Origin of the sequence: Sphingobacterium siyangense (genome assembly GCF_023277505.1) — a bacterium.
GTDB classification, from domain to species: Bacteria; Bacteroidota; Bacteroidia; order Sphingobacteriales; family Sphingobacteriaceae; genus Sphingobacterium; species Sphingobacterium siyangense.
Map to the genome: position 1 here is coordinate 2,882,507 of NZ_CP080574.1, position 22,977 is coordinate 2,905,483.

At 45.5% G+C, this 22,977-nt stretch carries 11 protein-coding genes; all 11 read left to right on the top strand.

The window, feature by feature from the left end; genetic code table 11:
- The 11 genes from K2F45_RS11690 to K2F45_RS11740 all read left to right on the top strand — a co-directional run bounded on the left by K2F45_RS11690 (position 1) and on the right by K2F45_RS11740 (position 22,741).
- A complete protein-coding gene (locus K2F45_RS11690) occupies positions 1–1,410 on the top strand; it encodes an SGNH/GDSL hydrolase family protein (RefSeq protein WP_248933646.1) in 1,410 nt (469 codons plus the stop codon).
- A 4-nt stretch (positions 1,411–1,414) separates the two neighbouring features.
- Complete coding sequence (locus tag K2F45_RS11695) at positions 1,415–3,988, top strand: glycoside hydrolase family 38 N-terminal domain-containing protein (RefSeq protein ID WP_248933647.1); 2,574 nt, start codon at positions 1,415–1,417, stop codon at positions 3,986–3,988.
- A gap of 23 nt (positions 3,989–4,011) precedes the next feature.
- Positions 4,012–6,351: a GH92 family glycosyl hydrolase gene (locus K2F45_RS11700; RefSeq protein ID WP_248933648.1), complete on the top strand. Its 2,340-nt coding sequence runs from the start codon at positions 4,012–4,014 to the stop codon at positions 6,349–6,351.
- Complete coding sequence (locus K2F45_RS11705; RefSeq protein WP_248933649.1) at positions 6,348–9,041, top strand: glycoside hydrolase family 2 protein; 2,694 nt, start codon at positions 6,348–6,350, stop codon at positions 9,039–9,041. The genes K2F45_RS11700 and K2F45_RS11705 overlap by 4 nt, the downstream gene beginning before the upstream one ends.
- Before the next feature lie 26 nt (positions 9,042–9,067).
- Positions 9,068–11,344, top strand: a complete 2,277-nt coding sequence (locus K2F45_RS11710; protein WP_248933650.1) for a GH92 family glycosyl hydrolase — start codon at positions 9,068–9,070, stop codon at positions 11,342–11,344.
- 86 nt (positions 11,345–11,430) lie between these two features.
- Entirely contained in the window at positions 11,431–13,158 is a 1,728-nt protein-coding gene (locus K2F45_RS11715; RefSeq protein WP_248933651.1) for a RagB/SusD family nutrient uptake outer membrane protein, read from the top strand.
- 13 nt (positions 13,159–13,171) lie between these two features.
- Positions 13,172–13,624 carry a DUF5004 domain-containing protein gene (locus K2F45_RS11720; protein WP_248933652.1) on the top strand — a complete coding sequence of 151 codons (453 nt, stop codon included), beginning with the start codon at positions 13,172–13,174 and terminating at the stop codon, positions 13,622–13,624.
- A 47-nt stretch (positions 13,625–13,671) separates the two neighbouring features.
- Positions 13,672–14,661, top strand: a complete 990-nt coding sequence (locus K2F45_RS11725; RefSeq protein WP_088161354.1) for a DUF4961 domain-containing protein — start codon at positions 13,672–13,674, stop codon at positions 14,659–14,661.
- A 26-nt stretch (positions 14,662–14,687) separates the two neighbouring features.
- Positions 14,688–17,795, top strand: a complete 3,108-nt coding sequence (locus tag K2F45_RS11730; protein WP_248933653.1) for a SusC/RagA family TonB-linked outer membrane protein — start codon at positions 14,688–14,690, stop codon at positions 17,793–17,795.
- 16 nt (positions 17,796–17,811) lie between these two features.
- Entirely contained in the window at positions 17,812–19,626 is a 1,815-nt protein-coding gene (locus tag K2F45_RS11735) for a RagB/SusD family nutrient uptake outer membrane protein (protein WP_248933654.1), read from the top strand.
- A gap of 70 nt (positions 19,627–19,696) precedes the next feature.
- Positions 19,697–22,741 carry a SusC/RagA family TonB-linked outer membrane protein gene (locus K2F45_RS11740; protein WP_248933655.1) on the top strand — a complete coding sequence of 1,015 codons (3,045 nt, stop codon included), beginning with the start codon at positions 19,697–19,699 and terminating at the stop codon, positions 22,739–22,741.
- The last annotated feature ends 236 nt before the right edge of the window (positions 22,742–22,977 follow it).

Sequence of the window (22,977 nt, forward strand, 5' to 3'; positions counted from 1 at the left end):
ATGGGAAATTATTCTAGAAAAATCTTTTTGGCAGGATTCATCGTTCTCGTCTCTTTGGGAACAGCTCTCCGGACTGTTGCACAACAAATTTCGCCTTTTAAGGATGGCGATCGCGTGGTCTTTTTGGGAAATAGTATTACCGATGGTGGGCACTACCACGCCTATATCTGGCTGTATTACCTCACACGTTTTCCCGAAATGAAATTGAAGGTATTCAACGCCGGAATCGGGGGCGATCGCGTGGTGGATATGCTCAGAAGATTGGATGGCGATGTTTTCAGCAAGCAGCCTACGGTATTGATCACGACTTTCGGTATGAACGATTCAGGCTATTTTGAATATAACGGTGATCAGCCGGAGATTTTCGCTGATACCAAGGTAAAAGAGTCATACGATAGCTATAAAGAAATGGAAAAAAGATACAAAGGGTTGGTCGATACCCGTCTGGTATTGCTTGGAAGCACGCCTTATGATGAAAATGTGGTGATCAAGGATAATAAGCCCTTTAAAAATAAAAATAAGGCTATGAAACGCATTGTAGATTTTCAGCGTGAATCGGCCAAAAGCAATGGCTGGGAATTCTATGATTTTAATCAGTCCATCAGCGCAATCAATGCGAATTTTCAGCAAAAGGATCCAACCTTCACCATATCGGGTAGCGACCGCGTGCACCCGGATAATAATGGGCATATGGTCATGGCTTATTTATTTTTAAAAGCACAGGGATTTGCTGGTCAAGGGGTAGCTACAGTGGGCATTGACGCCTCGAAGCAAGGTGTGACAGAAGCAAAGAACTGTACGGTTGAAAATGTCAAAAAAGCTGGAAATAACCTCAGTTTTGATTATCTAGCGGCGGCATTGCCTTATCCTATGGATACAGTCGCTAGAGGCTGGGGGGCTAAATATAGTCAGCACGATGCCGTTAAGATCGTCCCTTTTATGGATGAAATGAATCAGGAAGTCTTGCAGGTAAAGGGACTTAAAGGAAACTACACCTTATGGATTGACGATCAGGAAATTGGTGAATGGTCTGCTGCGGATCTCGACAAAGGGATCAATCTGGCCAATCAGACACGGACACCACAATATCAGCAGGCCTTGAAAGTGATGTTCCTCAATGAAGAACGCTGGGAGATTGAACGCCGCTTCCGTGATCTGGCCTGGGTGCAGTATAATTTTTTTCTCCCAAAAGGATTGTTGAATGCCGACAATCGAAAGGCAATCGAGGTTATGGACCAACATGTGGCCACAGATGGTTGGTTGCGTGCAAAAAGAGATCTCTATGCCAAAGCGATGTATCCTGAAGTACGCGCGGCCTGGCAAAGCCAAATTGATGATCTACAGCAGCGCATGAATGAAGTAAATCAACCTGTTAAGCGTTCTGTGCGTCTTGTGCAGCTGAAAAAATAATGGCATGACCGGGTTGAAAAAAATAGCAGTTATTTTGCTCATTGTGTTGGTGTCAGCAGCTGGACTAAAGGGACAACAGCAAGCTTATTTTGTCGATGGTTATCACGGCGGGGTTTACGGACACTACCCATTTTGGGTAACGACATTTATGCTCGACCATCTGGAAGCGTCACCAAGCTGGCGAATTGGACTTGAGATCGAACCGGAGACCTGGGATACGGTCAAGGTTAAGGATCCTGCTGGCTATGCACGCATGAAGGAATGGGCGAAGGATTCACGTCTGGATTTCACAAATCCGACCTATGCGCAACCTTATCTGTATAATATCTCTGGTGAAAGTATTATTCGCCAATTTGCTTATGGTATGGCTAAATATCACGCGCATTTTCCAGAAATCAACTTTACAACTTATGCTGTGGAAGAGCCTTGTTTTACAAGCAGTCTACCCCAGATCCTTCGGCAATTCGGATTTCAGTATGCGGTACTTAAAACGCCAAATACCTGCTGGGGAGGCTACATCAGGGCACATGGTGGTCAATTTCTGAATTGGGAAGGGCCTGATGGTACGGCAATCCTTACGGTACCCCGTTATGCAAACGAGGCTTTTGAAAAAAACTCCACCTGGCAGACTACGGCTTGGGCCAATACAGTAGACTATTGGAAGAGTTGCTATGAAGCTGGAATTATGAATCCAGTCGGTATGTGCTATCAGGATGCAGGTTGGAAAAATGGTCCGTGGATGGGAACGGGCGAGCAGGTGAAAAATAAGGTGCTTTACACCACCTGGACGGAATATTTTCGGTCGGTCCCGGCTGGACGAGCTGTGCCCAGCTGGAAAATGGGGCAGGAGGACATTTTGGTTAATTTAATGTGGGGGAGCCAAGTGCTGCAACGTATTGCACAACAGGTGCGCAAAGCGGAAAACAGCATACTGCAAGCTGAAAAAATCGGTGCCATGGCTTTTATGGATCATGGTTTTGTACCAGATCATAAACGCCTTGACGAAGCTTGGCGAACCTTGATGATGGCCCAGCACCACGACTCGTGGATTGTGCCTTACAATAAGTTGCATCAGGACCAGACTTGGGCGCAGGCGATCGAGAAGTGGACAAACAATACCCTGAACATTGCGGACCAATTGATCCAGCAGGCAAATGCTTCTTATGCCTCTTCCACGCGGAGTACCAATTCGGAATTGGGCTATATCCGGGTTTATAATACGCTAGCCCGGCACCGAAAGGAATGGGTACAGGTGCGCTTACCTGCAGATGTGGATGATGTCACCGTGTGGACAGGAAAACAGCAGGTATTGCCTGTGCAGTGCCGTCAAACGGATCAGGGTAAGGTCGTGGAATTTGAAGCAGAGGTGAATGGCTTCGGTTATGCTACCTATCAGCTTAAGCCCGCTCAACCCATTAAGCCGGGACAATCTAAATCGCGTGAACGGCGAAAAATCGTCCGCTTTGATACCGAAGGCAATTGTATTCTCGAAAATGAATTGTACAAGATTGTGCTGGATAAAAAGCAGGGTGGAACAATCAAGAGTCTGATTGCCAAATATGCAAATCATAAGGAATTCGCTGCACAAGACGGGGCTTATCGGATGGGAGAAATCGCAGGGCATTTTTATGAGCAGGAGAAATTTTATTCTTCCAAGGAAAGCCCTGTAGTGTTTACTATTGTACAGGATGATGGGCTGAAAACAACGGTGGAGGTAAAAGGGAATATCAATGGGCATCCCTTTGTTCAGTTGCTGTCTCTAGTGGCAGGTCAACAACGCATCGATATGAACCTGACCATCGATTGGAAAGACAATGTGGGAATCGGTGAATATAAGCAACAAAAGAAATGGACTGATAACAGACGTGCTTTTACGGACGATCGCTATAAGTTGAAAGTCATGTTTCCTTCAACTTTGAAACAGGGGAAAATAGCCAAAAATGCACCTTTTGACGTCACCGAAAGTAGCTTAGAGGATACTTTTTTTGGCCAGTGGGATCAGATTAAGAACAACGTTGTGTTGAACTGGGTAGATCTCTATGATGAAAATAGCCAATATGGACTCGCCGTACTGACCGACCATACGGGATCATACGTCCATGGTAAAGCGTATCCATTGAGTCTGACGGCACAATACTCGGGTTTGGGATTGTGGGGGATGGATTATAAGATCACTGAACCATTACACATGCGCTATGCATTGATACCACATGAAAATAACTGGAATACAGCGCGTATCGCAGATCGAAGCAATGCCTGGAACGAACCCTTGCTGGCTTTCTATCATCCCCATTTGGAACTTAGCGATCGTCAACTGATCACAATCTCGGATAATAACCTGGAAATCTCGGCCTTGCAGCTGGACCATGGACAACTTAGCTTACGCCTCTTTAATACGGGCAATAAACAGGCCACATCATCTGTCGCCATAAACTCTCCTGCGGCTTCGCTGCAGGAAGTTCTGCTAAATGGTGAGCAAAAGGGGAATATTCCCCTGAGTAGGATAGATGACAAGAGGAAGGCTTTTGTGGTGCAGCTGCCAAAATTCGGAATCAGAACCTTTCAGATTAATAAATAGAACCTAAGAAACGATAAATCAATATGAACAAATTATATGGACTGCTATCTTGTTTTGTTATCGCGCTAATCCTGTCTTCGACATCGTGTGCTAGTCGCCGATATCATCCTGTTCCCAGTTTAGCAGACTATGTCAATCCATTTATTGGTGCGAGTACAAGTGTGGGCGCCGCAGGCACGTATCATGGTTTGGGAAAGACTTTTCCGGGGGCGACGACACCCTATGGCATGGTACAGGTGAGCCCTAACACGATTACAGGCGGTGATAACAGTCCTGGGTATAGTTACGAGCATCGCAGTATGGAAGGTTTTGCTTTCACGCAGATGAGTGGAGTAGGCTGGTATGGCGATCTCGGAAATTTTCTGGTGATGCCTACCACCGGTAGGTTGCATACCATTGCGGGTAAGGAGGATGGTACCGTGACCGGTTATAGGTCTCCCTACAACAAGTCCACTGAGATCGCCCAGGCTGGCTACTATGCGGTTGATCTCGAACGGTATAACATACGGGTGGAGGCTACCGCTGCCCCACATAGCGGTATGCTTCGTTTTACCTTTCCGCAAAATAAGGAATCACGTATCCAGATCGACCTGGCACGTCGCGTTGGCGGCACTGCAATACAGCAATATGTCCGGAAAGTCGATGACTATAGTATTCAGGGATGGATGCACTGTGCGCCGGAGGGCGGTGGCTGGGGCGATGGCGACGGTAAGGCAGATTATACCGTTTACTTTTATGCACGCTTTGATAAACCCTTAAAAAAATATGGTATCTGGTCGGCAGAAATCCCCGACAACTGGACGCGTAAGCGTGAGGATGTACAGTCCATCCCTTACCAAAATCGAATAGCCGAAGCGAAGGTATGGCCCGGAAAAAACGAAATGGAAGGCAAACACCTTGGCGTTTTCTCCGAATTTGAAACCCGACAGGGCGAGCAGGTCAATCTACAGGTCGGTATTTCCTTCGTCGATATGCAGGGCGCTGAAAATAATTTTAAAAAGGAAATCGCAGGCAAGAATTTCGATCAAGTCCGTCATGAAGCCAAAGAAATGTGGAATACACAGCTGTCAAAGATCGCTGTCAATGGTGGTACAGAGGATCAGAAAACGATCTTTTACACAGCATTGTACCATACCATGATTGATCCACGCATCTTTACGGACGTAGACGGACGTTATACGGGTGGTGACAATAGAATACACCGTAATGAGGGCTTTACCAAAAGGACCATTTTTAGTGGGTGGGATGTTTTTCGGTCACAATTTCCGTTGCAAACATTGATTAACCCCAGCTTAGTAAATGATGAGCTCAATTCATTGATCAGTCTGGCTGATGAATCTGGAAAGGGTTATTTTGAACGCTGGGAATTATTAAATGCGTATTCAGGCTGCATGATCGGTAATCCTGCGCTATCGGTACTGGCAGATGCCCATGCGAAAGGAATACGCAATTACGACGCACACAAAGCATTAACTTTTGCAATCAATACCTCCAAAAGATTTGGGAATGATTCTTTAGGTTACAGCCCCGGAGCATTAAGCATCTCAAATACGCTTGAATATGCATACACCGACTGGTGCATAGCACAACTGGCAAAAGGATTGAACAAGAGGGATACGGAACACGTTTATTTGGCCAAAAGTCAAGCTTATCGGAAGATATTCGATCCGGAAAAAGGCTGGTTCAGACCCCGAAAAAGCGATGGATCATGGGAAGAGTGGCCCGAAAATGCGCGAACCAAAGAATGGTATGGTACGATTGAAAGTAACCCATACCAGCAGGGGTGGTTTGTGCCACATGATATTCCAGGCATGATCCAGTTGATGGGCGGTAAAGAAAAGACCTTAGCTGATCTAACGGATTTTTTTGAGAAGACACCTGAAAATATGCGCTGGAACGATTATTATAATCACGCCAATGAGCCCGTGCATTTAGTTCCGTTTTTGTTCAATCATCTGGATGCGCCTTACCTTACCCAAAAATGGACCCGTTACATCTGCGACAAAGCGTATAGTAATACCGTAGAGGGAATTGTGGGAAATGAGGATGTAGGACAGATGTCGGCCTGGTATGTGCTGGCCGCCTCGGGGATACATCCCTCTTGTCCGGGGTCAACACGCTTTGAAATAACAAGTCCCATATTCCAGGAATTGTCTTTTCAGCTGGATCCTAATTATTTCTCGGGTAAAAGGTTTCGCATTGTCGCTCACGATAATTCGGCGGATAATATATATATCCAGCGGGCAGTCCTAAACGGAAAGCCTTATGCTAAAAATTACATTGACTTTAAAGATATGGTGGCTGGGGCAACTTTGGAACTCTATATGGGGCCTAATCCAAACAAAGACTGGGGGATCAAATGAAAAAAAGACTAGTATATATACTGCTATTCCTACAGCTTGCTCTTGTTGGCTATGGTCAAGTACGCGAGATTTCGCTCAATAGTGATAATCCTTCGATTCGTTGGGAAATAAAGCCGCAATCGGATCTGCCTTATTCAGGGCAGGAAATAGCACAACCCAATTTTCGGGTGAAAGACCCTGTGCGCGGTATTGTTCCGGGGGTCGTCTTCACAGCTTATGTGGATCAAGGACTGGTACCAGATCCCAATTTTTCAGACAACATCTACCGCGTGGATGAACAGTTATTCAACCGTCCGTTCTGGTACCGTACTTCCTTTCGCCTGCCTGCAGACTATAAAAAAGGGCAACGTGTGTGGATTCATTTTGACAATACCAACCGTTATGCCGATTTTTTCTGCAATGGCGTGAAATTATCGGGTACAGCTGGCTCTACCAAAGATGTCAGTGGCCATATGTTGCGCAGCAAATTTGATATCACAGATCTCGTGCGTGAGGGGCAGGAAAATGCAATCGCGGTGTTGATTACCGATGCCGACCAGAAAAAAACACGTACGGCAAAAGAACCTTTTGGCGTAACGTCAAGCCCCACGTACTTGGCTGCGGCTGGCTGGGACTGGATGCCTTATGTGCCGGGACGTTTGGCTGGGATTACTGGCAATGTATCGCTGCGCTTTGCTGGCGACGTCAGTATGGAAGATCCTTGGATGCGGTCCGACTTAGAAAGCAACGAGTTTGCCTACCTGGACTTTTCGACCGATCTAAAAAATGCAGGCGATCAGGCCAAAGAAATAACCCTGGAAGGAATCGTTATGCCCGGGGATATCCGATTTTCTAAAAAAGTGAGGGTCGAGGCACATAGCACCCAAAAGGTGTACATCACCCGCAAGGAAGTGAAGGAATTTTTGATCAAACAGCCGCTGCTATGGTGGCCAAATGGTTATGGCGATCCGAATCTGTACAGCTGTTCGCTTACCGCAAAAATTGGTGATGAGATCTCGGATCAGAAGCAGATCCAGTTTGGGATCCGTAAATATGAGTACCATTATGTACGTAATAAGGCGGGATGGCCAGTGCTGAATTTTTATGTCAACGGAAAAAAGATCTATCTCAAAGGTGGGAATTGGGGAATGAGCGAATACTTGCTCCGCTGCCAAGGGGAAGAGTACGGTCTCAAGATCAAGTTGCATAAGGATATGAACTATAATATGATCCGCTTGTGGACGGGCTCGATCACGGACGATGCTTTCTATGATTATTGCGATCGCTATGGGATGATGGTATGGGACGATTTTTGGCTTTATGTGGCGTATAACGATGTGGCCAATGATGATGATTTTAAAGCAAATGCGCTCGATAAAGTAAAACTACTGCGAAATCATGCCAGCATAGCGATCTGGTGCGGCGCCAATGAAACGCGTCCAAAACCTGAATTGGATAATTACCTGCGTGCTATTGTGGCGTCGGAAGACCACAATGATCGGCTGTATAAGTCCAGTTCCAATCAGGATGGTCTTTCGGGAAGCGGATGGTGGGGCAACCAGCCACCGCGGCACCATTTTGAAACTTCGGGAAGCAACCTAGCCTGGAACGATCCGCCTTACCCTTATAGCAGCGACTACGGTTATGGCCTACGTACGGAAATCGGAACGGCTACTTTTCCCAATTATGAAAGTATCGTGAAGTTTATCCCAAAGGACAAGCTCTGGCCATTACCTACGGACGAACAGCTCAAAACGGAAGATGACAATGTGTGGAATAGGCATTTTTTTGGTAAGGAAGCTTCGAACGCCAGTCCCATACAGTATAAAGATGCGGTCAACAACCAGTATGGGGAATCTACGAATTTAGCCGCATTTGCTGAAAAGGCACAATACCTTAACCTGGAAGTGATGAAGGGCATGTATGAAGCCTGGAACGACAAGCTCTGGAACGATGCAGCAGGTATGCTGATCTGGATGAGCCAGTCGGCCTACCCTTCATTTGTATGGCAGACCTATGACTATTATTACGATGCTACGGGTGCCTACTGGGGGGCGAAAAAGGCCTGCGAACCGGTACATGTACAATGGAATGCATCCAACAACAGTGTTAAGGTGATCAATACGAGCCTAAAGAACCTTGATTCGGTATGGATTTCGGCGCAGATCTTCGACATGGGCGGTCAGGAGATCAAAAAATATGGCCTGCAAACCAGTGCTACCGTACAGTCTAATATGGCGATGGAGGTCTTCCGTCTAAATTTTGGCGGCGAACAAGGAGCTACAGCCTTGTCGGATCTACACTTCATCAAGCTTACCCTGAAGGATAGAAAGGGCGTTTTGCTGTCTGAAAACTTTTATTGGCGAAATGGCCGAAAAGAGCTGGATTATACAAGCTTAACTAGTTTGCCGAAAGCCAAGCTTGAATTTGACTATAAAAAAGAAGCGGGGAGCGAAGGTATTATGCTTCGCATTGTTAACCGTGGAAAGTCAGTATCATTTGGTAATCGCTTACGCCTGGTGGATGCAGCAACTAATGAACGCATTTTGCCGCTCATGATTTCGGATAATTATTTTACCCTGATGCCGGGCGAGGAAAAGCATGTTCGGCTTACGGAATCCCATGCACAACAATTAAAAAATGTGAAGCTGCTATGGAAGCAATATGGTCATGCCGAAAAGGAAACATTGAAACTAAAGAACATTTTTTAAGATGATAGAAATTTAAATAACTGATTATGAAACAAAGATTATGTATTTATCTGACAGTGATTTTTGCGATGCTAAGCCAGGCGCAAGCGCAGCAGGTGGACCTGGTAAAGTACGTGAATACCCTTCAGGGAACCGATTCTGAATGGAGTCTGTCCTATGGAAATACTTATCCTACGGTAGGACTGCCATTTGCGGTGCATTTCTTTTCGGCACAAACGGGGAAAAATGGGGATGGCTGGAAATATCAATACAAAGCAAACAGCATACGCGGATTTCAGCAGGTTCACCAATGCAGTCCCTGGATGGGCGATTATATGGTTTTTTCGTTGATGCCGGGACTTGGGAAGTTGGAGGTCAATGAGGAACGTCGCGCGTTATCCTTTAAACATGAAAATGAGATCGCTAAGCCGCATTATTATGCCGTGAATTTTGATAACGGCATCAAGGCTGAACTGAGTCCAGTGGAAAGAGGGGCGCATATGCGCTTTAGCTTCCCGAAAAAGGAAAAAGCGTTCTTGCTATTGGATGGCTTTTTGGGCGATAGCGAGATTAAGATAATTCCTGAGGAACGCAAGATTGTCGGGTATGTGCATAATGGGCGTTTTGTGCCCGAGCATATGAAAAATTATTTTGTGCTTACCTTCGATCAGGATTTTAAAGCTTACGGCACCTGGGAAAATGTCAAGAGCACAATCCAGGCCGGGCAGCGCTATGATGCCGGGAAAGGTAAAGGTGGATATCTGGAATTCCGCCCTGGGGCAAAAGTGGAAGTGAAGATTGCTTCATCCTATATCAGTCCGCAGCAGGCAGATCTTAATTTTAAACGCGAACTGGGCGGACACAATACTTTTGAGGTGAGTAAAAAGAAAGCTTTTGATACTTGGAATGCATTGCTGAACCGCGTGCGCGTAGAAGGGGGGACGGAAGCGGAGATGGCAACATTTTATTCCTGCATGTTCAGGGCCAATTTATTTTCACGTAAGTTCTATGAAATGGATCCGGAGGGCAGTCCCTATTATTTCAGCCCTTATGATGGTAAGATTCATAAAGGGTACATGTTTACGGATAATGGTTTTTGGGATACTTTTCGTGGTCAATTTCCGTTAAGCAATCTCCTGCATCCAATCATGCAGGGACGTTATATGCAGTCCCTGCTGGATGCGCAAAAGCAGGCCGGATTTTTTCCGACCTGGTCCAATCCTGGAATGTCGGGCGTGATGATTGGCAATCATGCCATCTCGTTATTGGCAGATGCATGGGTGAAGGGGATCCGAACCTTCGATGCCGACAGTGCTTTGGCAGCCTATTACCATGAGGCGACCAATAAAGGATTGTGGGGTGGATCAAATGGGCGCGAAGGGTGGAAGGAGTATTTTACCAAGGGGTATGTTCCTTATGGCGATATTCACGAAAGTACGGCAAAGACATTGGAATATGCCTACGATGACTTTTGTGCTTATCAGCTGGCAAAGGCGACGGGCAACAAATTCTATGAAAATATCTTTGCCCGGCAGATGTACAACTATAGGAATGTATTTGATCCTCAGGTAAACTTTATGCGCGGCCGACTGGACAATGGGCAATGGCGTGAACCCTTTGATCCTGTAGAATGGGGTGGACCTTTTACCGAAGCAAATGCCTGGCAATATACCTGGTCGGTGATGCACGATGTGAATGGCTTGATCAACCTGATCGGTGGGGTGGATAAGTTTAATGCAAAACTGGATACGTTCTTCACCATGGAGCAACGTGTCAACTACGGTAGCTATAAGCAGGAAATCCATGAAATGCGTGAAATGTTGTTGTCAAAAATGGGGCAGTATGCGCATGGCAACCAGCCGACGCAGCACGTCCCGTATCTGTATAATTTCAGCGGTCAACCCTGGAAAGCACAAAAATATGCTCGTATGGTGACATCGCGCCTTTATAATGCGACGGAAAAGGGGTATCCGGGTGATGAGGACCAAGGGCAGATGTCTTCCTGGTATGTACTGAGTGCTATGGGGATCTATAGTGTCTGTCCCGGAACCGATGAATATGTGTTTGGGAGTCCAGTATTCAAAAAAGTGACCATCAGTCTCGATAATGGGAAAACATTTACCATCAAGGCGGATAACAATAGTCTGGAACATGTCTATATTCAATCAGCTACACTCAATGGAGCAGCCTACGACAAAAATTTTATTCGTTATGAAGATCTGCTGAAAGGGGGCGAGCTTCATTTTGTCATGGGGGATAAACCCAATTATGAAAGGGGGATTTCTACGGCTTCGAGGCCATTTTCCCTGAGTTCGATCGATTAGATCTTTTGAAAAAATTAATGTCAGCGGGCTAGGCTCGCTGACATCATGATAGCATAACCAATTATTTTACTGTTTTACAAAAAATTATGAACAAAAGCCAATTGACATTTTGCGCACTGGCCTTCCTGGTCTTTGCGGCTTGTAGTAAACAGGGATTTTTAGATCAGACGCAATCATCAGATCTGAATGAAGAGGTCGTTTTTTCAGATAGTACGTATACCATTAACTTCCTGTCGGGAATATATGGTGATATTGGATTTGCGACTTGGCCTAAGCGCTTTGGTGGGGGTGGGCTTGATGCCAGTACAGATGAAGCGGAAGGCGCTGGACTCGGCAGTATCAATACCTTTATCCAGTTTGCCACGGGTACCGTCAACTCCAATATTATCACCAATGATGCCTGGGCAAAACCCTATACTAATATTCGTAGGGCAAATATTATGCTTAAAAACCTTCATAGGGCACGCTTTGGTACGAATATTAAGGTGCGGGTAAAAGCCGAAACCCGCTTTCTAAGAGCTTATTATTACTTTATTTTATTGGAACATTATGGTGGTGTGCCACTGATGGGAGACAGTGTTTACGCAGCAAGTGATGTTATCCCAGCTAAGCGTAATACGTTCGATGAATGTGTGAGCTATATTGCAGCTGAATGCGATGCTGCCGCACAGGATCTCCCATGGGAACATGCAGGCGAAGATTATGGACGGATCAGTAAAGCAGCTTGTTATGGGTTGAAATCTCGCTTACTGCTTTATGCAGCGAGCCCGCTATTCAATGGCAGCCCAGTGACAACAGAGGGGGCGTTGAAGGATGTCGTTGCCTATTCCGTCGTGGATGAAACACGCTGGCAGCGGGCCGAAGCGGCAGCAGCGCAGGTCATTGAATCTGGACATTACAGTTTGTATGTCAACAACGATCCCGAACCTGGATTTGGCTTCTATCAGCTGTTTCAACTGCGCAAAAACTCAGAATATATCCTCGCCAGAATGCAAGATTCCAACCGGGATCTTGAAGGTATCTGGAATCCGCCAACTTTTGGCGTAAGCAACCCCGGCGCTTATCCGTATCTGGAAACGGTGGATGCTTTTGGGATGCGTAATGGTTTGCCTATTAACGATCCCAATGCTGGATATGATCCGAAAAACCCCTATAAAAACCGCGATCCCCGCTTAGCGAATACCGTAACCAGAGATCAGTCGATGGTCTTCCACCGGGATGGATTGGCCCGGAGACCAGTCAATATCTATATCGATAAGACCAATCCAAACAATGTGACTTCGGGGCAGGATGCCATTTACCGTGGCACGCCTACGGGGTATTATACCTATAAAATGGTCAATCGGGATGTAGCCGCGGATTGGTTCAATACCTACACGCCGCGCTGTCTGCCAATTATCCGATATGCGGAAATTTTGTTGAACTATGCTGAAGCACGCAACGAATCGCTCGGGATCCCGGATCTGAAGGTCTATGCAGCGGTGGAGGCTATCCGAGAAAGGGCAGGGTTGGATCCTTTTGTATTGCCGACTGGCCTAAACAAGGTCGCCATGCGTGAGATAATCCGGAATGAGCGACAAAAAGAACTGGCCTTTGAAGGACATCGTTTTTTTGACGTACGCCGTTGGAAGTTGGCTGAATCATTGGAAAATAAACAGCTGCACGGGACTGAACCCGTTCGTACAACAGCGGGAACAATCTACAATACCATCAACGTACGAAAACGTGTCTTTGACAAACGCATGTACCTCTGGCCCATCCCGCAATCTGAAGTAGCGAAGTCCTTAGACTTGATTCAAAATCCAGGATATTAAAAAAACTAAACGGATGAAAATATACAAGATACGCTCATGGTCCTTGATGCTGGTCCTATGTATGGGAATAAACTCCTGTAAAGATGAGCTCGGCAATATCCGCAAGGAGGAGGTGGAAAAAGATATTACTGGAAACTGGAAAGTAATACAGCTGACCCGAAATGGTGAAAACCTGAGTAAGCGTTTGAAATTGGAAGATTTTAAGATCGATTTCAATGCAGATGGAACCTATACCATTGCTGATAATCTACCTTTTGTAGTCAGCGGCTCGGGAAAGTACCGTCTGGATGATCCACAGTATCCCTTTAGTGTTGTGCTTAGTCCAACCGAGGGTAAAGAGGAGGTGGTCCTCAAATTTCAATTCCCTGTAGTCAAGGGCAAACGCCAGCTCAGCTTAGTGATGAGCCTGGGTTGCAGCAGCAACACCTATCAATATGATTGTGAACGTTTGAACGGTGGAATATGAAATATCTGGATATTCTATGTGGCCTTTAAAGAACAAATTATTTATACATGAAAAAGAACACACATTATTCAACATATATCTACTGGGCAATGGGGCTATTTTTGGCCATATTCTTAGCTCAATGCGGTCTTAAAGCCATCTCAGTAGCTGTGCCTACATCTGCAAAAGCAAATGAAAGGGTGACGTTCACAATGAAGTGCGGGGCCGAGCCCCGTATCCAGGGGGGAGGTAATTATAGCACCCAGCTAGTCGCGGGTATAATGGTACCCAAGGGATGGAATGCGCGTAAAAACCTGACCATGTCCTTTACCAGTCCAAAGGGAGATGGCACCATGCGTATTATTCCGGACAGCGAACTCGAACCTGTATCGGGACTGAGCTGGCATCAGGCGGCCAAGAAAATGTTCGGTATAGGCCCCAATCTGGTGGATGATATGGAATGGATTGTTTTTAGAAGTACGCAGGCCTATTCCTTTGTCAATAACGAAGATATCGATTTTACGGTGAAGGCCGAATGTAACGTGGGAGCCGAAAATATGTTGCTGTCTTTGGGATTCTATATCGGTTCTTCAATCGAAAATCTGCGTCCGGAGGATACAGATTATAAAAAGTTTACATTCTCAAATGCTTTCGAGGTAACCGATGGTGAGGGCGATCTGATCGATTTTATCAACCCACAGTTGGGTACGGTACAACCGGTCAAAAGTCTGGACAACGATATCATTACATTGACTTTTGATGGTGGGGTTACCAATACGGTGCTGGATCATGAGCCTGCCATCTATCTACATGTCAAGGCAATGGATGAGTCAGGAAAGCTAATTGCTGAAATCAGGAAACAGACAGCAGATACCAAACTGACGGACGTCGGTGGTAAAAAGTACCTTATTGATATCTGGCCACGTGGATTTTTTAAGGTCGATAAAGATATACATATCGCCCGGCTGGAATATTTCTATACGGACATTACGGGAACCAAAAGTGTCGGTTATGGCAATACGGATGAGCCTTTTAAATATACCTTCCGCTGTGAGTGATTGTTAACCTAATAAACGAATGACAAATGTTTAACCATTATATAAAATTAAGTGTTGTCGGTGTACTGTTGGTGATTGCCAATAAACAGACCGCACAGGCCAGCTGGTATCCACGGCTCCGCGAGACAGCCTCAGGGAATGAGAAGCGGGCGATAGGGAAATTTCCGAAAATTGTGGATGAATATGGTAAGCCGATTTCAGGTGCTAAGGTCTATGACGCCGGGCGGCAGCTTGTCGGTGAGACTGATGAAAATGGAGTTTTATCTTTGACAGACAATGCGATACATGAAGCCCTGTGGGTGGAGTATCCGGGATATTATAGAAAGAAGATAAAGGGAGGTTCCGAAAAATCGGTGTCGCTGGTGCCGGCCGTACTCCAGCACGCAGACTCCTTGCATATTGGCTATGACAAAAAGAAAAGCTCGGAGCTCCTGGGAGCCGTTTCGGTAGTCTACAACAGTCAGATCAAAGATGTGCTAACACCCTTATATTTGAATGCGCTCACAGGCCGCCTGCCGGGCCTATTCACGCAGGAAGTCAGCGGGTTTCGGTCGCCGAGCATGACAGCAATCACCGCTAATGATCTGGCGGGATCACTTCCCTCGGATGCCGTGAAATATCGTTCCAGCATCGGTGACAATACCGAAATTGGCTTTAATCTAAGGGGACAAAGTCCGGTAACCATGATCGACGGTGTACAGCGGGATATCTATTCCATAGATCCCGAAAACATCGAATCGGTGACCGTGGTCAAAGATGCACTTTCCAGCATTTTATTGGGACAACGGAGTTCCAGAGGGATATTGCAGGTAACGACGAAAAAGGGACAGGCAGGACCACCAAGGATCAGCTTTACAGCACAAACAGGAATCCAGCAATCGCTTAAAATGCCACAGCCGTTGAACGCCTATCAGTATGCCTATCTCTACAACGAAGCACTTCTCAATGCAGGGCGGCAACCTGTGTATAGTTCGGACGATTTTAAGGCCTTTAGGGATGGAACCAATCCACTGTTTTTCCCGGATGTCAACTGGTACGATGCCGTCGTAAGGGACAATAACCCGACCACCAAATATAACCTTGGTGTGAAGGGTGGAATCAAAAATGCACGGTATGCCCTTTCGCTAAATTACCTGAACCAATATGGTTTATTTAAATCGGATGATAAGTTTGACTATGAGACCAACGTACAGCATAAACGTTATCTCATCAATAGTGCCATTGATGTGGATGTAACTGATGACTTAACAATTGGACTACAGTTTTTTGGAAAGATACAGGATGGCAGACAGCCGGGGGCAAAAACAGGAACGATCTTATCGACCTTGTACAATACACCGAATAACGCGTATCCAATTTTTAATCCCGACCAATCTTATGGTGGTTCCTCCGTGTACCGGAGCAATTTGTACCAGCTTGCGACGGGATCAGGTTATCTGTTGGACAATACGAGGGACCTGCTGGCTAATCTGGATTTTAATTACAAGCTTGACAAATTTGTTCCCGGACTGTACGCAAAGGGTAAGCTAAATGTTTCATCAACTTCGTCGAGCCTCATTGACCGCAATCGCCAACAGCCGGTGTATGACTTAAGCTATAACGAGCAAAAAGAGCTCGTGTATGTACGGTATGGAACGATAGCTGACCAGCCTAATTCATTTGCGACCACATCGACAGCAAACTTTTTCTATTTCCAGGGGGCACTGGGGTATGATAGACAACTGAGTGGGAAACATCGTGTCGGCGCCAAATTGTTTATGGACAGGCAAACGGCCAATTATCAGTTTGACTTACCTGCGATCTACACCAACTTTGCAGCGACAGCAAACTATGTTTATCAGGATAAGTACTTTGCTGAAGTAGCCTTAAATTATTCAGGATTCAATCGTTTTATGCCGGGAAACCAATATGGCCTGTTTTATGCTTTTGGGTTGGGCTGGGATATGATGCAGGAAGACTTTCTGAAGGAAAAAGCGGATTGGCTTTCTCAACTGAAATGGCGCGCTACGTTTGGGCGGACGGGAAATACCAACGAAGCCGCCCTAGGTTATTACAGCTGGCGAGCTTCTTATGGACAGGACGGAGCGAACGGCTATGATTTCGGCTCAGAATACGCTTACACTAATAGCTTGATTGAAAAAGGGCTTGCCAACATTGAAGGAACCTGGGAAAAGGGAAATAAATTTAACATCGGTTTGGATGCTGCCTTTTGGCATTCAAGACTGAAATTGACAGCCGACTATTTTAGAGATACTTATTTTGACTTATTGCAACAGCGCGGATCGACCATTGACTTGATCGGTATTGGGTATCCCAATGAAAATATTGGTAAAAACCGTTATGAGGGGCAGGAAATCACTTTGACCTATCAAAATAATTTCGGTGAGTTTAACTATTTCATTACCGCTAATGCCTCACGGATGAAGACCCAAGTGCTGTATATGAACGAGGTCTTTCAGCAATATAATTGGAACAGGCGCACGGGGATGCCCATAGGCCAGACATTTGGTTACCGTGCGGATGGGCTAATCCAAACGCAGGAAGAAGCCGATAATGCACCTTTGTTATCGGGAAATAAGGTGTATCCTGGTGATGTAAAACTGGTGGACCTGAATGGAGACGGTATTATCAACCAGTACGATCAAACGGCCATTGGCAATACAAAACCACTCGTATATTTTGGCCCTACCTTAGGATTCAATGTCGCAGGCTTTGATTTTAGTGTATTGCTTCAGGGGGTATTAAACCGTAGTTACCAACAAACGGATTATTCCTTTGGGAATACTGGCGACGGACAGGGATTTGATTATATGCTGGGACGTTGGACACCGGAGACCGGTACTGCTGCAACTTATCCAAGGCTGACGCTGGGACCCGATCCGACCAATACACAAAATATTTCGAGCTACTGGACCCGTTCCGGCGAATATCTTCGGGTAAGGAATCTGGATGTCGGCTATACATTGCCCTTCAATTGGACAAAGCGCGCAAAGCTATCTTCGGTACGCGTCTTTGCAAACGCACAAAACCTGTTCACTTTTACCCCCTATGGCCGCTTGGATCCAGAAATCTCATCAGGTACAGCCTATCCAGCACAGCGGATCATAAGCTTTGGTGTAAACGTGAAATTATAAACCTTAGAAATCGACAATGATGAAATATTCCTATTCAAACCACATACATGCTGCGGAGCGTGAGGTATCTTGCAGAGCGTCTGAAATAAAACCTATTTCTAATATGGACCTGGGCTTCCGCATGGCCTTTAAATTACCAATCATTCTTATGAAATATGATCAGTTAAAATGGTTGCTTGTAGTCGGAGTTTCGATCGGGATCTTCTCCTGTAAAAGCGACCTAGAGGAAGAGCCTATCGAGCTGCAGACACTGGACCAGGTGTTTGACCGACGGGATTCGGCCGGTGTAAATGCAAACCGGTTTCTGACCGATTGCTACCGTTATCTGCCCAGCCTAGGAAATCGGGTCGGTGGAGATTTCCTGGACGCAGCCACGGATGATGCCGTTTCCTCCAATCCGACCAACACATCGGTACAGCAGTTGGCAACAGGTTCTTATACTTCGGATAATTATCAGGACAACCTTTGGGCATCTTGGTATCAGGGGATTCGAAAGACAAGCATTTTTATTCAAAATATCGATCGTGTACCAGTAAAGGGACAACTCGAAAATGGTACGCCCATGCCGCGGGTATGGAAAGCCGAAGCAAAATTTATGCGTGCCTTATTTTATTTTGAATTGGTCAAACGTTATGGCGGAGTGCCGCTGATGGGTGATAAGGTATACCAGCTGAACGATGATATTGAGTTACCGCGGGCAAGTTTCGAAGAATGTGTCAACTATATCGTAGGAGAATGTGATGCAATAAAAGATAGTTTACGTACTGATCCATTTAATCTTGCTTTTTATGGAAGGCCGACCAAGGCGGCTGCCATGGCATTAAAATCCCGGGTGCTCCTGTATGCTGCCAGTCCATTGTTCAACGGTGGAAATAGCAATGGGCAGAATGATCTCTCTGGGTATACCGCATTTTCAGCTTTGCGGTGGCAGTTGGCGGAGAATGCGGCCAAAGATCTGATGGACCTCAATCTCTTTAAGCTTGAACCACTGTTTAAAGATGTCTTTATCACACGCAACAATGAACGGATCTTTGCGAAGCAAGGTGGCAATAACACCAGCTTTGAAAATAACAATGGTCCCGTGGGCTATGCCAACGGGGTGAACAATGGCCGAACTAGTCCCACCCAGGAACTTGTAGACGCCTTTGGAATGAGCAACGGACTGAAAATTACGGACGCAAATTCAGGTTATGATCCAAATGATCCTTATGCTGGACGAGACAGCCGCTTCTACGCAACTGTTTTTTATAATGGGGCACCTTGGTTAAACCGGGCTGTACAAACCTTTGAGGGTGGATCCGATAAACCGGGCGGATCCAAACAGCAAACAAAAACGGGCTATTACCTCCGTAAATTTATGGGGAATTTTGAATCCCTGGCAAATTATAGTAATGTAAACCATGACTTTATTCTATTCCGTTATGCTGAAATATTGTTGAATTATGCTGAGGCACGAAATGAACGTCTGGACAGACCTGATGTCAATGTTTATCGTGCTGTTGAACAAATACGACAACGAGCAGGACTAAATCCATATCAGCTTCCTGAAGCATTGTCCAAAGCAGAAATGCGGAAACTGATCCACCTCGAACGGAGAAAAGAACTGGCTTTTGAAGAGCATCGCTTTTATGATGTTCGACGATGGAAAATAGCGGAAGAGGAATTTAACAAGGAGCTTCATGCCACCGTCATTTATCAAACGGGAACCGGGGTGATCAGGCAATCAGTTCCTATTCTGAAAATGACATTTGAAGCAAAAATGTATCTGGCTCCAATTCCATTCTCGGAAGTGATCAAAAACCCAAAAATGGTACAAAATCCAGGCTGGTAATTAGTCTATTTACGCAAACCGAAGCGGGCAGTGTGAATGGCTTTAATCATGAATAAATAAATATAAACGGATGAAAAATAGCATATATCTGTTAACAATAATGGTTTTGACGCCATTTATACTATTGGCGCAATCCATGGTGAATGGTATTGTCAAAAATAGTTCGGGTCCCTTGTTGGGGGTATCAGTGCAGGAGAAAGGCGGTGGAGCCACACAAACAGATCAAAATGGACGATTTAAATTGGCCTTACGTGGTACTAAGGTTTTGGTATTTACAAGTATAGGATATAATACCCAGCAACGTGATGTAAAGCAGGGGGAAAATATCGAAGTGATTATGCAATCAAGTAGCCAGGATATTGATGAAGTGGTGGTGGTGGGGTTTGGTACGACCAAAAAACTTACAAGTACAGGTGCAGTCAGTTCAATAAAAGGGGCGGATATCCGTCAGGTGCCAACGTCGAGTGTACAGAATGCATTGGCTGGAAGATTACCGGGATTTGTTTCGGTACAACGCTCCGGACAACCCGGTAAAGATGCTTCGGATTTTTATATCCGCGGTGTCAGTTCATTGAATCCAGAAGGAAACCAGCCCCTGATTATTGTTGATGATATTGAATATACATATGAACAACTTTCGCAGATCAACGTCAATGAAATCGAAAGTATTTCGATCTTAAAGGATGCATCGACGACGGCTGTTTTCGGTATCAAGGGGGCAAATGGTGTATTAGTTGTCAAAACGCGGCGGGGTGAATCGGGGCGGCCAAAGATCAATGCGCGTATCGAGTCAGGTATGCAGAGCCCAGTCACAAAATTGAAGTTTTTGAATGCCTATGAAAGTGCGCTCTTATGGAATGAAGCGATAGCAAATACGCTGGGCGACAATTCCAATCAACCTTTTAGTGAAGCAGATTTAGCACATTTCCGTTCCGGGGATGATCCTTATGGCCATCCGGATATCAATTGGTATGACCGGATCTTTAAACCGTCGAGCCAACAGTACAATACAAATATTGATATCACTGGTGGCGGCGAAAGTATTAAATATTTTGTATCAGGTGGGGCTTTCTCCCAAAATGGAAACCTTTACAATTTTGAGAATGAAGGTGACAAGGTCAACAATAACTATTATTATCGTCGTTTCAACTTGCGATCGAATCTAGATGTACAAGCAACGAAGACGCTCAAATTACGATTGGATTTCCGGGCAAACTTCAATCGTATCAATTCACCGCGGGCGGGAAATGTCGTTGGTGAGGTGTTCAATTTTAATAAGATAAGACCATGGTCGGCACCTTTTATAAACCCAGATGGTTCGTTCGCCTATGCCAGTGATACGCAGGAGTTGCTACCGACGATCAATGCACGCCTGGCAGCGTCTGGATATAGCTTGGATCGACGTAACGATATCAATATTTTATTTGGCGGGACTCAGGAACTGAATGCTTGGTTGAAGGGGCTTTCATTTTCTACCCGTGTAGCCTATGCCAGCGTGGAGTCGAATGGTCGAGAGCAGGCCCGCGATGAGATACCTGTGTATCGTTATGACCCGAGTTCGAACGGTTACCAGCTGAAAGGTGGGGCACCTTATGTGCTGGGCAATTATACCTTGCGGGCCTACCAGGGGGATTACAACAGTCGGGTGAATGTACAGGCCAATTTCAATTATGCGCGAACTTTTGGGGATCATGGGGTGACAGCACTCCTGCTGTATAATCGGGAATCCTATAAAACAAAGGGGGATAAGAAAACCAACTGGATTCCACAGAATTTTGAGGGCTATACCTTTCGCGCAGGGTACAACTTTAAAGAAAAGTTCTTATTGGATGCAACAGCAGCATACAATGGCTCGGATCGTTTTCAGGCGGCACAGCGTTATGGCCTTTTTCCGGCGGTGTCGGCAGGATACAATCTAGCAAAGGAATCGTTTTTCAAAGATGCATTTAACTTTGTAGAGTTATTCAAATTGCGGGCTTCCTATGGAATCGTGGGTTCTGACAAGGTCGCCGGTGACCGTTATCTTTACCAGCAGGTATACAACGAGGGTGGAAGCTATTCTTTTGGTGAAACCCATCAGCCTTCACTTATTATCACGGAAGGAAATCTGGGAAATAATAATGTCACTTGGGAAAAACAAAAGTCATTTGATGTAGGGCTTGATGTCAATCTATGGAAAAACAAATTTTCCATGACCTTTGACTATTTTAATAACCTGCGGTACGATCAGCTCGTCACTTCACAGTCACTTTTCCAGCACATCGGTGTAGGGGTCTCACCATCAAATATTGCGAAGGTACGGAACAGGGGTGTGGAGTTGGAACTGAATGTTAACAACAATATCGGTGCATTTAATTATAATATTAAAGGTGTATTGACGTATTTCAAAAATAAGATTTTGTTTCAGGATGAACCGGCACCAGCTTATCCTTGGTTGCGGCTGACAGGGCAGCAGATCAATCAACCATTGGGTTATCTGTACGATGGTTTTTATACCGAAGAAAATATCGGTGCAAGCCCAAAACCATCGGGAGGGTATGAGGTGCAGCCCGGCGATCTGCGGTATAAGGACCTCAATAACGATGGCGTGATTGATGACTATGATCGGACTGTGATCGGTAAACCCAATATACCGAATACCAGCTTTGGACTTACCTTGGGGGGAAGTTACAAAGGATTTAGTTTCAATGTGCTGCTACAGGGAACTACCGGGTACAGTTTTAGCGTTCAGGGAAGCGGTATTGAGCCCTTCCAGAGCCAGTTTCAACCGATCCATCAAGAGCGATGGACTGCGGAAACGGCCTCTACAGCTAAATTTCCACGCTTAACCACTAATCCGACAACGATTAATAGCCCGTCAACCTATATGTCTGACTTCTGGCTTATTGATGCGACCTATTTACGTTTGAAGACAATTGAACTGGGGTATCAATTACCCAATAAATGGCTGCCATTTAGGATTAACAATGCACGTTTATATCTGAGTGGGTATAATCTGCTGACCTGGACGAATTATTCCTTGTATCAGCAGGATCCTGAGGTGACGTCCAACAGTGCGGGCGATGCGTATCAGAATCAACGTGTTGTAAATCTCGGTATACAGATCGGACTTTAATCAGCCAGTGATGAGTTTTAAATAGTACAATTACAGGTTTAAATAATAAGCAGGGCCAAATCATTTGATCCTGCTTATTATTTTGAAGAAATTTGGACGATCCGTATCACTAGCTCAGTTTTTTGAGCAGTTAGATTATCGGTGGTAATTGATTGTACGGCGACAACGCATCGTTGGAGTTAGTATTCAGGAAATTGGCGAACTTGAATTGGCACTGATTGCAAATGCCAACTTGG

Excerpts from the sequence above, each read along its gene's own strand:
- K2F45_RS11695 (WP_248933647.1), top strand. The coding sequence starts at position 1,415 with ATGACCGGGTTGAAAAAAATAGCAGTTATTTTGCTCATTGTGTTGGTG.
- K2F45_RS11710 (WP_248933650.1), top strand. The coding sequence starts at position 9,068 with ATGAAACAAAGATTATGTATTTATCTGACAGTGATTTTTGCGATGCTA.
- K2F45_RS11720 (WP_248933652.1), top strand. The coding sequence starts at position 13,172 with ATGAAAATATACAAGATACGCTCATGGTCCTTGATGCTGGTCCTATGT.
- K2F45_RS11700 (WP_248933648.1), top strand. The coding sequence starts at position 4,012 with ATGAACAAATTATATGGACTGCTATCTTGTTTTGTTATCGCGCTAATC.
- K2F45_RS11725 (WP_088161354.1), top strand. The coding sequence starts at position 13,672 with ATGAAAAAGAACACACATTATTCAACATATATCTACTGGGCAATGGGG.
- K2F45_RS11690 (WP_248933646.1), top strand. The coding sequence starts at position 1 with ATGGGAAATTATTCTAGAAAAATCTTTTTGGCAGGATTCATCGTTCTC.
- K2F45_RS11730 (WP_248933653.1), top strand. The coding sequence starts at position 14,688 with ATGTTTAACCATTATATAAAATTAAGTGTTGTCGGTGTACTGTTGGTG.
- K2F45_RS11740 (WP_248933655.1), top strand. The coding sequence starts at position 19,697 with ATGAAAAATAGCATATATCTGTTAACAATAATGGTTTTGACGCCATTT.
- K2F45_RS11705 (WP_248933649.1), top strand. The coding sequence starts at position 6,348 with ATGAAAAAAAGACTAGTATATATACTGCTATTCCTACAGCTTGCTCTT.
- K2F45_RS11735 (WP_248933654.1), top strand. The coding sequence starts at position 17,812 with ATGATGAAATATTCCTATTCAAACCACATACATGCTGCGGAGCGTGAG.
- K2F45_RS11715 (WP_248933651.1), top strand. The coding sequence starts at position 11,431 with ATGAACAAAAGCCAATTGACATTTTGCGCACTGGCCTTCCTGGTCTTT.